Below are 14,722 nucleotides of genomic sequence, written 5' to 3' on the forward strand. Positions count from 1 at the left end.
TGGAGTGTGTGTCATGAATTTGGCTGATCGTGATGGTTTTATTTGGCAAGATGGACAATTGGTTGACTGGCGTGAGGCAAAAACTCACGTATTAACACATACCTTGCACTACAGCATGGGTGTGTTTGAAGGTGTCCGTGCCTATGAAACACCGAATGGCACGGCTATTTTCCGTTTAAAAGAACACACTAAGCGTTTATTGAACTCTGCAAAAATTTATCAAATGAAAGTCCCATTTGATCAAGCAACACTAGAGCAAGCTCAAATTGATGTGGTTCGTGAAAATAAATTAGCGTCTTGCTACTTGCGTCCAATTATTTTTATTGGTTCTGAAAAATTAGGTATTGCTGCAACAGACAATACAATTCATGCGGTGGTTGCTGCGTGGAGCTGGGGTGCGTACCTTGGTGACGAAGCAATGGCGAAAGGTATTCGTGTGAAAACTTCATCATTTACCCATCACCATCCAAACGTGACGATGTGTAAAGCAAAAGCGTCAGGTAATTACACTTTGTCGATTTTGGCTCACCAAGAAGTAGCGCATTCAGGTTATGACGAAGCAATGCTGCTCGACCCTCAAGGTTATGTATGTCAAGGTTCTGGCGAAAACGTATTCTTGGTGAAAGATGGTGTTTTACATACGCCAGATATCGCGGGTGGGGCACTTGATGGTATTACGCGTCAAACCATTATCACGATTGCAAAAGACCTAGGATATGACGTGGTTGAGCGTCGTATTACGCGTGATGAATTCTACATTGCGGATGAAGCATTCTTTACAGGTACTGCTGCTGAAGTGACGCCTATTCGTGAATATGATGACCGTGAAATCGGTTCAGGTACGCGTGGTCCTATTACTGAACAAATTCAAACCACATTCTTTAATGCGGTTAAGGGTAAAGACCCGAAATACGCACACTGGTTAACTTATGTAAAATAAGTGATTCGGTGAAAAAAAGGCTCTTCGGAGCCCTTTTTTGTTGGTCTTCAGTTTAGTCATCGATACCGAAAATATCTCGAGTGTAGAGTTTATTTTGGACGTCATTTAGTTCTGATGTTTGACGATTGCTAATAATTAAGTCAGCTACTTGCTTAAATTTTTTTAGATCGCGAATAATTTTACTATTGGCAAATTTTTTTTCTGAAATATTTGGCTCATAAATAATCACCTTGATGCCTTGCGCCTTAATTCGGCGCATAATCCCTAAAATTGCGGATGAGCGGAAATTATCAGATCCTGATTTCATGACTAAACGGTAGATGCCAACCACTTTGGGATTTTTATGAATAATTGTTTCAGCAATGAAATCCTTGCGGGTTCTATTTGCATCTACAACTGCTTGAATTAAGTTACTTGGGACTTGCTCATAATTTGCTAAAAGTTGTTTAGTGTCTTTAGGGAGACAATATCCTCCATAGCCAAAAGAAGGGTTGTTGTAAAACTTTCCAATACGCGGATCAAGACACACGCCATCAATAATTTGACGAGTATTTAAATCAAAAACTTGAGCATAGGTGTCAAGTTCATTGAAATAAGCGACACGCATGGCGAGATAAGTATTGGCAAATAATTTGATAGCCTCTGCTTCAGTCGAATGAGTAAATAGTACAGGGCAGTCTTTTTTAATAGCACTATTAAGAAAGAGTTGTGCTAATGTTTCAGCACGTTCCGATTGCTCTCCTATAATAATTCGAGAAGGGTAAAGATTATCCTGAAGTGCTTTGCCCTCACGTAAGAATTCTGGTGAAAAAATAATATTGTTTGTGTTAAATCGCAGTCGCATTCTTTGTGTAAAGCCGACAGGTACTGTCGATTTAATGATGATGGTCGCAAGCGGGTTAGTGAGTTGGATGTCGTGAATGACTTGCTCCACACTTGAAGTATCAAATTGATTGGTGATGGGGTCGTAATTGGTGGGTGTTGCAATGAGAATAACCTCAGCATTGATGTAACTGTCTATTTTATTTGATGTTGCTTTAAAATGAAGGTTTTCATTTTCTAGGAATAATGAGATGTCTTTATCTTGAATTGGGGAGATTTTTTGATTTAACTGATGAATACGATTTTCATCGATATCAAATGCAGTGACACAGTGCTGTTGCGCTAAGATCAAAGCATTAGAGAGTCCAACATAGCCTAAACCGACCACTGTAATTTTCATTCTGTTGATTCTGAATTATTTTATAATACGGTGCAGGAGCAAGATGTCACGTAAATGAACAATACATTTCAGTTTAATTACCGTGTAATTACTTGGGATTTTATGGCTCTAATCTTCAATCAAACCTAGACTATGTTATGATGCAAAATACTATGTAGATCGGTAGTTTCAAGCATGTCTGTACATGAAAATGATGACGTTTTAAATACGACAGAGCAACAAAATCAGAATATTGTGCTGTGTATGAAGTGGGGGACCAAATATGGTTCGGACTACGTTAATCGCTTGTATAACATGGTAAAACGCCACACTACTGTTGACTTTAAAATGGTGTGTTTAACTGACCGTACCGATGGTATTGATCCTGCTGTACAGTGTTTTCCTATTCCTCCATTAGCACTTCCAGAGGGGAGCCCTGAACGTGGCTGGAATAAATTGTCTACGTTTGAGCCAGATCTTTATGGTTTAAAAGGCAATGCGCTCTTTTTAGACTTAGATGTAGTGATTGTTGATAACATCGATAGTTTCTTTACCCATTCTGGGGATTTTCTGATTATTCATGACTGGAAGCGCCCTTGGCGTATTACGGGAAATAGTTCAGTTTACCGTTTTAAGTTGGGTGCTTTTCCTGGATTGATGCCATATTTTCGTGAGCATTTTGATGAAATTCGTCAAAAGTTCCGCAATGAGCAAGCTTATTTGTCTTGGTATGTCGATCAAGAGAAAAAGCTCTCTTACTGGCCTGACAGTTGGTGTAAAAGTTATAAGTATCATTGCTTGCAAAAAATACCTTTGGCGTACTTTAAAGCACCCGTAAAACCCGAAGGTGCAAAAATTATTGTTTTCCATGGGGAAATTAACCCACCTGATGCAGTAAATGGTGGTGGTGGCAAGTGGTATCGTTACGTCTTGCCATCAGATTGGATTAAAGAGGCTTGGCATTAAAAACCCAATGTTGGTTTACTTTTGATTAGAAAATTATGAAAAAACTAGATTTTGTTATTGCTTGGGTTGATGGAAGTGATGAAAATCATCGATTGAAACGTCAACAATTTCAACCTGAAAATGTTGTAAAAGGTGCAGCGGAAGACACTCGATTTGCCCATAATGATGAAATCTATTTTTCGATTGCTTCAATTCTGAAATATGTTCCGTATTGTGGAACGATTTACATTATAACTGATCACCAACAGCCGAGTTTTGTTGGGGAGTTTGAAGCGCAGGGGCTATGTCGCTCTGGTCAAATTCAAGTGGTTGATCATCAAGAAATATTTAGAAATTACCAACAGTATTTACCTACTTTCAATTCACTTACAATTGAAACGATGCTTTGGAATATTCCAAATTTATCGCAATATTTCATTTATTTAAATGACGATTTTTTCTTTAATGCACCTTCTAAAATCAGTGATTTCTTGGTCGATGATTATATTAAGATTTATGGGCACTGGTCTAATAATTTATTAGTTAAAACTAAATTTAATATACGTAAAGGGTTGAATAAATATTTTGCTAAACCCTTAGCGCCTAAATATACGGTTGCTCAGATGTTGAGTGCGGAGTTGTGTGGGATGAGCCGCTATTTTGAAATTCATCATCGACCACATGTTTTAGATAAAATATTATTTCAAAAATACTTTGAAGCCCATCCATCTGTTTTAGAAAAGCAAATTTCCTATCGTTTTCGTAGTGCCTTACAGTTTTTACCTGTAGGGCTCAATAATCATTTAAAAATTAAGTACAAACAAGCTGAGCTTTTTAATGATATCGAAATTGCATATTTGAAAAATGAAACATCAATTGAATTATTTTTAAAAAATTTGAATAATTCTAATGTTAAATTTGGTTGTATCCAAAGTTTAGATCAATTTGAAGAGAAACAATTTCAAAAAATATCATCAGCTTTGAATTTGAAATTTAAAGACTATTTACCTAAATCTATTGCTTTTAAGAGTCCATCATGAAAGTTGTTACTTATTTGATTAATTTGGATGGCAGTCAAGAACGACTTGAGCGAGCAACGCAGCAGCTGAATCAAGTTAACTGGCCTTTTGAGCGCTTTTCTGCAGTCGATGGTCGTGGTAAAGATTTAACTGAATTTGCAAACTACGATGATCAAGGGGCGAACGACGTACTCGGTCGCAGATTGATGAATTCAGAATTGGGCTGCTATTTAAGTCATTATGGCTGTGCGGAACAATTTTTAAGTACGGATGCTGATTATTTGGTGGTACTTGAAGATGATATGAAAATCAACCAAGACTTCAAAGACAAACTTGATGGTGTGATTGAGTATCTCGATCAGCATAAAGAGCTGGATTGGTATCTGATTAATATTGCAGCCAAAAAGAAAAAACTGAGCAAAGATATTACGAATATTGATGGCATGAGTTTATGGCACGCTTTTTATTTTCCTATTCGTGGTCTCGGTTTAGTTTGGTCGCGCAAAGGTGCAGAAGCATTTATACAAGCAGGAAAATCAATGACCATGCCTGTTGATATTTTCTTTCAAACTTGGCTCAGTAAAAATGGGAAAGGTTTAGGGGTATGGCCTGCATTGGTCAAACCAGCAGGTCTGGACAGTGATATTTTGGGAACTGTAGCCGCACAAGGAATTTCTCGTAAAGAAAAAGAAGGTCGAAGCTTTTCTTATGGGATTAAAAAACAAAAACGAATGTGGCGCGACAAATTTTATGCAGTGAAGCATAAGTATTTGTAATTGTCCTAAGGTGTTTCGATACAAGGCTAAATGATCGACTAAAATGAAAATTTTTAAAAAGTTATTTTATATTTTAAAGTTTTATACACTGCTTAATTTAAAACAACGAAATAAATGTGATGCCATAGATAACTATGCAGATCAGATTGTTTTACAGGCTAAGCTAGAGAATCAAGGCATTCAATTACCTAAAAAGATATGGATCTATTGGGAAGGGAGCATGCCTACTTTGGTTCGGCATTGTATTGATCATATTCAGAAATTACATCCTGACTATACTGTGAATCTGTTAAATCCAAATAATGTCGCGGATTTTATTAGTTTTGATTTAACCTCGCCTATTTTGCAGAAAGCAACGTCCCAGCAACGCGCAGACTTAATCCGTTTTGACTTGATTTACCATTATGGTGGGATTTGGTTAGATGCAAGTATTATTGTTTATAAAAAATTAGATTGGATTGAAAAACTCATCCAGCAAACAAAAACGCAAGGCTTTGCCTATTATCGGAAAAAAAATACGACACTGGCTGATTTTCCCGTGATTGAAAATTGGTTACTGGCGAGTGTAGAAAAGAATCCATTTTATCAATTATGGTTTGATGAACTTTTTAAAGCGATTGATATCGGACCCAAGCAATATATCCAATATATCCAAGCCACCTATGATAATTCTCAAGATTATTTTCAGCGTATTGGTCGGTTAGAGTATCTTGTGGCTTATGTTGCGTGTCAGAAAGTGATGCGCGATGTAGCACCGAGTATGGTATTAATCAATTGCGATAAAAATGCATTTTTCTACCAAGTTAAAAATAAATGGGTTAAAGAAAAGACCCTGATTGATTTGGCTATTCATGAGTCACCAGATGAGTATCCGAATCTCATAAAACTTGCAGGGAAAGAGCGTCAGATATTGGATAAGCATTTTGCGCGAGGGCAATATTTCAAGCACTCACTTTTGGATTTTTAGTCAGCACTCGAAAAAATAGCCTTGAATCGGGTGTATTTTATTGGAATTTAAATAAGTCCTTTGCATTTACTTTTGGAAATGCTTCCACAGCACTATGTTCAGAAAGGTTATATACGGTAATTCCTTGAGCCTTAAAAAACTGTGCCGCTAAGTCGAAAGCTGGTAATGTGAAATCTAATGATCTGTCTAAAAGCGTTGGTTGTTTATTTTCAGCACTCTCATAGAAACGGGGCTGGGAAAAATTATTCATGTCTAACCCAGCTAAGTAAATCTCTTGATAGCGGAGTGAGTGAATAATCTGTAGTGCAACGTAGGCTACAGTAAAATAATCAAAGATCGCGGTATATATTTGAGTTGAAAAACCCAATTGATTGTTGGTATAGAAATAACTTTTTTGCATGTCGACCGCTTTTTTAGGCTGTAAGATTGGTTCAATTTCACCGCGAGTAATAGGTTCTACGACTCTAATGTTACATTGGATATCCTGAAATAAAACTTTTCTTAAAATCTGGTCTAAACAACGTGGTGTAGTGTAAAACGTACAATTGCTATTGAGGACTTTCAACACCAAATCAAAACGGCTCTCAACGAAATTATGGTCAATAATGACATAATGCTTAAACGCAACATTAGGCATCGAAATTGCGCCATTTAATCCAATATAATCTATGTCGGAGCGGGTAAAAGCTTCGGGAGGGATCCGTTGTACTGATGGCCCAGTTGCAATCATCATGCATGGCTTATTTTCTGTACAAATAGCTTGCGTATTATCGACGACCAACTTCTGTTTGAAAAAAAGTTTTTGTAAGCCATTTTCAGTATCACGTTCAACCTGATAATACGGCCAAAAACGGCGATTATGTTTGTATTGATTTGAATGACTTAATTTATAAACGACTTTATAAATGCTTCTAAAACACAAGTTTGAAAAAAATAATTGTAAGGTCTGTAGCTTTTTAGGAATCATAAACAAGTCATTCAGGTTGAACGTTTTAAAAAATAGGCTAAGTTGTGACTAAAGCAGTCACTTTAAGTTTTAGTCATCTAGTCTAAATTTGTTGCTATTGAGTTTAGACTTTAATTTATTGAGCTTTTGAGTGAACCAAGATTCTTTCTGCCCTGGACGTGTAATTTTATTGCCGTGATAGTTGGCTTGAGTTGCTTTGGTAAAAGCACCAAAAGGTTCAATCATATATTGTTCTGGTTTGTATCCAGCAGTTAGTGCTTCGTCATAATATTGATCAAAAAGTGCTATTAGATCTGCCCTAGGGTGAGGCATTATTTCACCATCAAACCAGTGCTTTTGGCCTGTTGCTTCAAGACGAGATAATGAATACTTATGACTGAACTGCGTGCCCATATCTGAGTAATGTAGAATTTTGATTTGTTCAATCGACATTCCTTCGCCATCAATATTATTGTAAGAATCTTGATAAGGTTGTACGAGATTTGGTTTTTCTTTTAGAAGGCGCATTAAATTCTTATGTGCATCTGGATTGGCTTGAATGTCTTTCAATGCTGGAAGATATTGTTTGGCTTTTTCACAATCCCATACACAAGTACATAGACGCGCTGAGCTTTTGCCGCCCTTAGCGATAACAATGGCATCGTCTTGCATTGGATGAGACCAAAGTTCTGCAATATCACAAAGTACAATGACGTCGGCATCCATGTAAATTGCGCGGCCTTCGAAGTTACACGATTCAGGAATGGCCCAACGGAAACCAGAAAAAGGAGTAGCCCATTTTTCAGTACGCCAACCTTCACCAGTCGCCTGATTGGTATACCACGGACTGTTTGTGTCATGACTCAGTTGCATCCAAGTAATATTCACAGGATGCGAAGTGTGCTTACGAAGACTATATTCAAGAACCATCATTTGTTCTAAGTCACAATTATTGGGATCACAACCTACAAATACTTGAATTGTTTGAGTCATCTTACACACCGTTTTATATAATTAGATTTTAATACAAAGTCATCGCTATAACTATAATAGGATTATAAGTGCTAAAAGCTAGTTCTGCGTAGTAGTTTTTTGCAAATAGTGTCTTGCTGAATGCGGTGCCGCTAGAGATATATGATGTGATTGGTCGCTTTAAATTGATGAGTTTGGTGGGTTCAACTAATATATGGATATGAGTTAGAGCTCTTCCTTAGATTGAGTTTGGTCATCATTGTATTTTATGATTTTGGCGGATTATTTTGAGTGAGAATAGAAATACTTTCTCTGTGATGTCCACATTTATACGTTAAATTTTAAGTGTAAGTGTTAGATGATTTATAGATTTAAGTATTTGTAATTAAATATAAAATAACCTTGAGTGTTTCTTCAGGTTTTACAGGATCGGTAATGTTAACAGTTTTTGGTTTCCATACGGACGATAAGTTATATACAAAGCATGCGGATATTTTAAAATGCTCGGCAAATAAATTTGGTATAGATGTGCATTTTCAAAGCTTTTCCAAAGATGATTGGCAAAAAATTATAGCTTTTAAGCCATGTTATATCGCAAAAGTTCGACATGAGCTACAAGGGCCGATTTTGTATATTGATGCCGATGCGATCATTCTTGAAGATATTCGACCTTATTTTGAATCAATCACAGAAGATATTGCTGTGCACTATATTCATAATAATCGTTTAATTAGTGCCACGCTGTTTATCAACGATACTCCAAATGCGCGTTTATTGGTTGATGAATGGGAAAAAAGACAGCTGGCTGAGCCTGGCCGTTGGGATCAGGTTGTATTGCAGGAATTACTGGATGCATGGGTCGAAGAAAAACGCGTTACACTCAAAAAGCTACCGCCCGAGTATAACTTTATTTTTGACACATCACGTAAAGCATACGGTGATACAGTTGAACCGATTATCGAGCAATTACAGGCGAGTAGAGACATGCGTTGGGTGCAAAAATATCAGCGTAGAAACGCGTTCTACCGTTGGTTTATGCGCTCAACCACATTAGCAAAAAGCACACGAAAAATTTTGACGCGCCACGCGGTTGTTAACGCACGGGCAAAGCAATTGGGAATTGATATACAGCTTGAACTTCAAGACCTCATGTAAATGGTGTTTAGGGGTGCTGTAGAGGGAGTTGGATCTGCTGGTAGGGAGCCTTTTTTAAAATATACCTGATCCAGTTGCCAAAGCTGTATTTCTCACGAATTTGTGTATCTACAGCGACATAAGGACTGTCTAAAAAGTCTTTCAATGTATCTAAATTTTTACCATCCCAAATCAGAATGTTATTGGGATGGTAAAAATCATAATTGCGTATTTGCGCATTGTTTGTGATTAATTTTTTTTGATAATACAGTCCTTCAAAGGTGCGGAAAGATAATCCTTTATGCACTGGATTGACTACATCTACCAATATATCTGCTTGATTAATATGTTGAAGGTTATCCTCATAGTCAATATTTTGGTTGATAAATTTTATTTCTTGAGTTTGATATTGCGTTTGCGCATCTGCTTGATCACCATGGCGAAATTTAATATTGAAATCTAAAGTAATACCATGCTCAATAAGCGCTTGTGCACAATGATCAATCGGTTGAGAGCGGTCATCAAAATGTAGACCTACAAAGTAGGCAACAGTACCTGTGTGTAACTTGGGTTTTGGAGAGTACATGTCAAAATAGAAATTGGTACAGCCTTGAAACTTGTAGCTACTGTAGTCTGGATTTGATAAATCTTCTGGGTCAAATACAAAAAAATGGTCAAATAAATCAACGGATGATAATGTTTTAGGAAAGCGTTCTATGCCATTCCATTGATAGCCAATAAAATGGTGATTTGAACATGCTTTTAATATTTTTAAATGTTGATTATCAATTAAGTCTGGACGTATGACGAGTACATAATCAAAGGTATTATTCTGTAAAGCCTTGGAAATTTCTTCGGCAATGATTCGCTGTTTGATGGTATCTTTTGCTTTATCTTTATATGAAAAATCAGCCAAGAATAATTTTCGGAAAAGTGTGTAGATATTTATCCATCGTGGCAGTTTAATTTTTTGAATATTTTCAGGTGAGCTATTAATGAATTTGACTTCAAAGTTATGGAATTCTAAATTTTTCTGAATAGCAGTCGCAAAATTACTATGGCTGGGCATCACTAAGATTATTTTGTAGGTCATGATGTCTGTCTCATACGGATTTCAATCTATTTATACGACGGCTAAGGGGACAAAGCTTCCTAAAAGAAATTTATATTTTTGGATATCTCTCTAGGCTGTATACCATATTTAGCTGCGATTCTGACTGTATGGTCATGTGTGTGTATTTTTGTGATCAGTTTATGTTTAATAAGCATATTCAATCATTATTAGACAACTGGAGATTTAATTAGACCAATATCTACAGGTAAATTAAAGGTTTTTTGGCTTCCGAATACATGTTTTTGTATGCTGAGCAAAAGCAATAGGCACCGCCTTGACGGTACTGTTGCTATACATAATTGCTAGCTTGACCATCAACAAAAAAGTGTATTTAGAGAGCAATATAATTACTCTGGCTTATCCGCATTTCCTTTCAAGACCATATAAATTAAGCCGACAAAAATGACAAAAGCACCCGCAAGGCTACTTACACAGAAAAAGACAATACGATCATAGGTTGTTAAATTAAATAATTGATTGTCTAAAATATAGCGCATGAAAAACCACTGTACGATTGCAAAAACAATTAGCACAATACCTCGACGACGGACTTCAGGACGCATAGCCATTTGGTTGCTCACAACTTATCTAAAACAGTGCGCTATTATGCCACTGCTGAGAATTGATCTCAAATGAATAAAAGTATTCTATTCAGGCCGTTAGGAAATAGCATAAATTCTTGCTTTCGAATTGCTTGAGATTACGTGCTGGTTTGTGGAGCCTACATTGGTGGCTGTATCCGATAAGCATTGGTATTGCCATAACAATTTCTAAAACGTCTATAGGACCAAATATACTGTTCAGGTGCTTGGTTTATCATGTCTTGCATGGCAAGATTTAAACTGTCTACAGATAGCTGTAGATCTGTCGATAAAATATCTTGAGATAACTCAGTACAATACACATCAAAACTTGCTGTGTCAGTATTACGAATACAACTTAATCCAATCACATTGCATTGCGTTTTAGCGGCCATTTTAGAGACCAGTGTTGTGGACAAAGTATTCTGCTGGAAAAAATATGAATAAATACCCCCGCTAGGTTTGGGTAGATGGTCCGGTAAAATCACCGTCAGCCCACCTTGTTTTAAGTGTCTGAAGATACTGCGGATACCTTTTTCATCAGTAGGAACAAGGGTTGCATTAAACTTTTGCCGTGCAGCTAGAATATAGCGGTTAATTCCTTTAATTTTATAGGGTTTATACATGATCATCGGTTGCGTATAGACATTTAACCATGCATTTAACAGCTCCCAACAACCAAAATGCGGAATGACCACAATCACGCCTTTTTTATTGGCTAAAGCTTCTGTTAGAACAGATTCCCCCTGAATATTTTTTAATAAATCTAGGTTGTATTGTGGTGGCATTCCCCAACATTTTAAAAATTCAATATAGGTCTGACACTGGCTTTGAATGCTGAGATGAACACGTTTCTGGAGTGCTATTGGGTCGAGCTCAGGGTAGGCCAATTGCAGATTAATAGTGGTGATACGCTTAATTGAAGAGTCACTATAGTAAAGCAGGTGCGCAATTCCGCGTGCGATGTATTGTAAAAAGGACAAGGGAAAAAGTGAGATGATTTTAAGTAGATAATAAATAGCCATATTTTGACTCAGAAATCTTTTTAAAAGATGAGATGAGAGAAAATTTTGCAAAGAGACTTAAAAATCTAAGATAGATAAAATCAAAAAAAGATGAGCGTCTTAAGAACAAAATAAATGAATAAATCAATAGAGTGATTCAGTGCCAGAACTGCTGCAATAAAATATAGACTATCGTGAATCACTGTAAGGGGGATAGATCAAAAGTTCAAAAGAAATTTTGGAAAATTTGAAGCGAAAATAATATCTATGGAATGGATGGTCTTGTCTTGAATGAAAAAACCCTGCGCATGGCAGGGTTTCTTTAATCAAAATCTAAAGATTATTTTGTTTCTTCAGCTTTTGGTTTTTCACGTAAGCGAATACCCAAATCACGTAGTTGATTTGATTCAACTGGTGCAGGCGCTTGCGTTAATGGACATTCAGCAGTTTTGGTTTTCGGGAATGCAATCACATCACGAATAGACGCGCCACCCGTCATGAGCATGACTAAACGGTCTAGACCGAATGCTAAACCACCATGCGGAGGAGCACCGTAACGTAATGCGTTGAGTAAGAAGCTGAATTTCTCTTCTGCTTCTTCTTCACCAATACCTAAAGCTTCAAAAATTGCTTTTTGCATTTCTAGGTTATGAATACGCAGTGAACCACCACCAATTTCGGTACCGTTTAACACCATGTCATAAGCCACAGAAAGCGCAGCACCTGGGTTATTTTTCACATCTTCAACGCTTGATTTAGGCAGTGTGAATGGGTGGTGAACAGAAGTCCATTTGCCATCATCTGTTTCTTCAAACATTGGGAAGTCAACCACCCAAAGCGGTGCCCACTCGCAAGTTGACATTTTCAAGTCATGACCAACTTTAATACGTAAAGCACCCATGGCATCGTTCACAACTTTAGCTTTGTCTGCACCAAAGAACACGATATCGCCATTTTCTGCGCCAACACGTTTCAAGAGATCAAGCACGATTGGCTCAATGAATTTCACGATTGGAGACTGTAAGCCTTCAATGCCTTTTTCAAGCTCGTTTACTTTAATGTATGCTAAACCTTTTGCACCGTAGATGCTGACAAATTTCGTGTATTCATCGATTTGGCTACGTGGTAAAGAGCCTGCACCTGGAACACGTAATGCAACGATACGGCCTTTAGGATCTTTCGCTGGACCTGCGAATACTTTGAATTCAACTTCTTGCATTAGGTCTGCGACGTCAACCAATTTCAAAGGAATACGTAAGTCTGGTTTGTCCGATGCATAGTCACGCATAGCATCTGTATAGGTCATGCGTGGGAATTTATCGAATTGAACATCAAGAAGTTCTTTGAACATCTTAACCGTCAACGTTTCCATTAAATCCATGATGTCATCGTCACTCATGAACGATGTTTCAACGTCGATTTGGGTGAATTCAGGTTGACGGTCTGCACGTAAGTCTTCATCACGGAAACATTTTGCGATTTGGTAGTAACGATCAATACCACCCACCATCAACAATTGTTTGAATAATTGTGGTGATTGTGGAAGTGCGTAGAAGCTACCATTTGAAACACGGCTTGGCACTAAGTAGTCACGTGCACCTTCAGGCGTTGCACGGGTTAAAATCGGAGTTTCAACGTCCAAGAAACCATTGTCTTCGAAATAGTTACGAATTAAGTTTGTTAGTTTAGAACGGAAACGTAAACGATCTAACATTTCAGGACGACGGATGTCCAAGAAACGGTATTTCAAACGAATTTCTTCAGAAATATTGGTGTTGTCGTCATTCAATGGGAACGGCGGAGTTTCTGATGCAGCAAGAACTTCGATTTCTTTACCTAAAACTTCGATTTGACCGCTCACCATATTGGCATTTTCTGTGCCTGCATAGCGGCGACGTACACGACCTGTAATTTTTAATACGAATTCTGAACGTACTTTGTCTGCAGTTGCGAATGCTTCAGGAGTGTCTGGGTCAATAACCACTTGCACAAGACCATCACGGTCACGCATATCAAGGAAGATGACACCACCGTGGTCACGGCGACGGTGTACCCAACCGCAGAGGGTTACTGTTTCATCAATTTGAGCTTCGGTTAAAGAACCGCAGTAATGAGTTCGCATCATGGCGTTAAAAATCCAACTATATGGCTAAAGGTAGCGAATACGTAAACAGCGCATCGCCTAAAATTTAATGTGAGATTATGCCTCTTTGGGCATTGAGTCACAAGGCGTAGTGTAAAAAAGGCATGAAATAGCATTTAAGCGTTGGTCTAAATTCAGCCCAAACGATAGTCACGATCTAAAAATAAAAACAGAATGCAGCCAAAGATTAAAATCAGCAAAGCGACTTGGCTAAACTCATTAATACTTCGCCCTGTAAAATAATACAGGTCTGACTGCCACACTTGTGTGGGGATATAACGTGCATAGTCCCAAACACTGACTAAACCGCCCAACAGGCTCAGTATAAACAGTCCAATAGCAAAGCGTTTTATTTTTAGACTGACAGGAAAATGTTGCTGATAGGTTTGGTAATAACGCCAACTCATCCACGCCAACAAGGGGAGGGTCAGTGCCGATGTGCCAATTTGTAAAATGCGGTGTAGCGGATAATAGTGCCCTAACAAAGGAATCTTCTGACTTAGAAACTCATGTCCGAACAAAGTTCGGTGATCAACATGGGTGAGTCCGTCCCATAACAGATGCGTTGCTGTGCCGAGCAGTATTGCGAGAACAACACCCACAGAAAATTTAAAAAAACGCAGCATACTGCTCAGCCTTAACTCATGCTGAATACCTAAAAAACGATAAAAACAGGGCCGCAATAGCGCGTACCACAAAACACAAAAACTGAGTCCAATCCAAAGATCAGGATGAACGAGTGAAGTCCAGTAGTGGGTAGTATTTGAATTGGCTTGTGTAAACAGCCGATAAAGATCGGGGGTCATACTGCCAATGGCAATGGCAGCAATGGGTAAACGGTCACCACTGAGTTTGGCTAAAGGGGGCGCGAGAACGGCATGTGAAATGGTAAAGGGCATTGATCTTTTGGCGTTGGCATCGACTTAGATGGATAGGGCAGTTTATCTTTTTTCTGCGATTGGAATGTTTTTTATTGCAAT

The 14,722-nt window shown here is 37.8% G+C and carries 14 protein-coding genes; 6 read left to right on the forward strand and 8 right to left on the reverse strand.

From position 1 onward, the window contains the following. Positions 1–13: 13 nt before the first annotated feature. The gene (locus tag AC4MC0_RS02620; protein ID WP_004983545.1) at positions 14–940 is read left to right on the forward strand and encodes a branched-chain amino acid transaminase; all 927 of its coding nucleotides are present in this window, start codon (positions 14–16) and stop codon (positions 938–940) included. Between the two features lie 52 nt (positions 941–992). Here AC4MC0_RS02620 and AC4MC0_RS02625 read toward each other — a convergent pair whose 3' ends face one another. Next, a complete protein-coding gene (locus AC4MC0_RS02625) occupies positions 993–2,162 on the reverse strand; it encodes a nucleotide sugar dehydrogenase (RefSeq protein ID WP_335999240.1) in 1,170 nt (389 codons plus the stop codon). 174 nt (positions 2,163–2,336) lie between these two features. Between AC4MC0_RS02625 and AC4MC0_RS02630 the strand changes: the two genes are divergently transcribed. From AC4MC0_RS02630 to AC4MC0_RS02645, 4 genes are read left to right on the forward strand one after another with little or no spacing between them, the layout of a single operon-like run. Further along, entirely contained in the window at positions 2,337–3,107 is a 771-nt protein-coding gene (locus AC4MC0_RS02630; RefSeq protein ID WP_058870289.1) for a hypothetical protein, read from the forward strand. 35 nt (positions 3,108–3,142) lie between these two features. After that, on the forward strand, positions 3,143–4,126 hold the full coding sequence (locus AC4MC0_RS02635) for a Stealth CR1 domain-containing protein (RefSeq protein WP_279043220.1): 984 nt from the start codon (positions 3,143–3,145) through the stop codon (positions 4,124–4,126). After that, a complete protein-coding gene (locus tag AC4MC0_RS02640) occupies positions 4,123–4,881 on the forward strand; it encodes a glycosyltransferase family 25 protein (protein WP_058870287.1) in 759 nt (252 codons plus the stop codon). Before AC4MC0_RS02635 ends, AC4MC0_RS02640 begins: the two co-directional genes overlap by 4 nt. 43 nt (positions 4,882–4,924) lie before the next feature. Further along, a complete protein-coding gene (locus tag AC4MC0_RS02645; protein ID WP_010327513.1) occupies positions 4,925–5,848 on the forward strand; it encodes a glycosyltransferase family 32 protein in 924 nt (307 codons plus the stop codon). A 37-nt stretch (positions 5,849–5,885) separates the two neighbouring features. On the opposite strand, the gene AC4MC0_RS02650 is transcribed toward AC4MC0_RS02645, so the two are convergent. Next, positions 5,886–6,815: a WaaZ-like lipopolysaccharide core biosynthesis protein gene (locus tag AC4MC0_RS02650; RefSeq protein WP_078425686.1), complete on the reverse strand. Its 930-nt coding sequence runs from the start codon at positions 6,813–6,815 to the stop codon at positions 5,886–5,888. Between the two features lie 69 nt (positions 6,816–6,884). Further along, complete coding sequence (locus AC4MC0_RS02655) at positions 6,885–7,787, reverse strand: glycosyl transferase (protein WP_335999246.1); 903 nt, start codon at positions 7,785–7,787, stop codon at positions 6,885–6,887. 414 nt (positions 7,788–8,201) lie between these two features. Between AC4MC0_RS02655 and AC4MC0_RS02660 the strand changes: the two genes are divergently transcribed. After that, on the forward strand, positions 8,202–8,921 hold the full coding sequence (locus tag AC4MC0_RS02660) for a putative nucleotide-diphospho-sugar transferase (RefSeq protein WP_114392694.1): 720 nt from the start codon (positions 8,202–8,204) through the stop codon (positions 8,919–8,921). A 7-nt stretch (positions 8,922–8,928) separates the two neighbouring features. Here AC4MC0_RS02660 and AC4MC0_RS02665 read toward each other — a convergent pair whose 3' ends face one another. From AC4MC0_RS02665 to AC4MC0_RS02685, 5 genes are all read right to left on the reverse strand, one after another. Beyond that, the gene (locus tag AC4MC0_RS02665) at positions 8,929–9,993 is read right to left on the reverse strand and encodes a WaaS/CpsH family glycosyltransferase (RefSeq protein WP_278345351.1); all 1,065 of its coding nucleotides are present in this window, start codon (positions 9,991–9,993) and stop codon (positions 8,929–8,931) included. Positions 9,994–10,361: 368 nt separating this feature from the next. Continuing rightward, positions 10,362–10,583 (reverse strand): hypothetical protein, encoded by a 222-nt coding sequence (locus AC4MC0_RS02670; RefSeq protein WP_114392698.1) that lies wholly within the window; start codon positions 10,581–10,583, stop codon positions 10,362–10,364. Positions 10,584–10,735: 152 nt separating this feature from the next. Next, positions 10,736–11,620, reverse strand: coding sequence for a lysophospholipid acyltransferase family protein (locus tag AC4MC0_RS02675; protein WP_335999251.1), 885 nt, complete (start codon positions 11,618–11,620; stop codon positions 10,736–10,738). 319 nt (positions 11,621–11,939) lie between these two features. After that, the gene (gene aspS / locus AC4MC0_RS02680; RefSeq protein ID WP_335999253.1) at positions 11,940–13,724 is read right to left on the reverse strand and encodes an aspartate--tRNA ligase; all 1,785 of its coding nucleotides are present in this window, start codon (positions 13,722–13,724) and stop codon (positions 11,940–11,942) included. Positions 13,725–13,876: 152 nt separating this feature from the next. Then, the gene (locus AC4MC0_RS02685; RefSeq protein WP_335999255.1) at positions 13,877–14,641 is read right to left on the reverse strand and encodes a DUF4184 family protein; all 765 of its coding nucleotides are present in this window, start codon (positions 14,639–14,641) and stop codon (positions 13,877–13,879) included. Positions 14,642–14,722 lie beyond the last annotated feature (81 nt).

The sequence above is a fragment of the Acinetobacter sp. CAU_H_S139_7 genome (assembly GCF_058599305.1).

Coding starts and splice junctions, on each gene's coding strand:
- AC4MC0_RS02620 (WP_004983545.1), top strand. CDS start 14: ATGAATTTGGCTGATCGTGATGGTTTTATTTGGCAAGATGGACAATTG.
- AC4MC0_RS02625 (WP_335999240.1), bottom strand. CDS start 2,162: ATGAAAATTACAGTGGTCGGTTTAGGCTATGTTGGACTCTCTAATGCT.
- AC4MC0_RS02630 (WP_058870289.1), top strand. CDS start 2,337: ATGTCTGTACATGAAAATGATGACGTTTTAAATACGACAGAGCAACAA.
- AC4MC0_RS02635 (WP_279043220.1), top strand. CDS start 3,143: ATGAAAAAACTAGATTTTGTTATTGCTTGGGTTGATGGAAGTGATGAA.
- AC4MC0_RS02640 (WP_058870287.1), top strand. CDS start 4,123: ATGAAAGTTGTTACTTATTTGATTAATTTGGATGGCAGTCAAGAACGA.
- AC4MC0_RS02645 (WP_010327513.1), top strand. CDS start 4,925: ATGAAAATTTTTAAAAAGTTATTTTATATTTTAAAGTTTTATACACTG.
- AC4MC0_RS02650 (WP_078425686.1), bottom strand. CDS start 6,815: ATGATTCCTAAAAAGCTACAGACCTTACAATTATTTTTTTCAAACTTG.
- AC4MC0_RS02655 (WP_335999246.1), bottom strand. CDS start 7,787: ATGACTCAAACAATTCAAGTATTTGTAGGTTGTGATCCCAATAATTGT.
- AC4MC0_RS02660 (WP_114392694.1), top strand. CDS start 8,202: ATGTTAACAGTTTTTGGTTTCCATACGGACGATAAGTTATATACAAAG.
- AC4MC0_RS02665 (WP_278345351.1), bottom strand. CDS start 9,993: ATGACCTACAAAATAATCTTAGTGATGCCCAGCCATAGTAATTTTGCG.
- AC4MC0_RS02670 (WP_114392698.1), bottom strand. CDS start 10,583: ATGGCTATGCGTCCTGAAGTCCGTCGTCGAGGTATTGTGCTAATTGTT.
- AC4MC0_RS02675 (WP_335999251.1), bottom strand. CDS start 11,620: ATGGCTATTTATTATCTACTTAAAATCATCTCACTTTTTCCCTTGTCC.
- aspS (WP_335999253.1), bottom strand. CDS start 13,724: ATGATGCGAACTCATTACTGCGGTTCTTTAACCGAAGCTCAAATTGAT.
- AC4MC0_RS02685 (WP_335999255.1), bottom strand. CDS start 14,641: ATGCCCTTTACCATTTCACATGCCGTTCTCGCGCCCCCTTTAGCCAAA.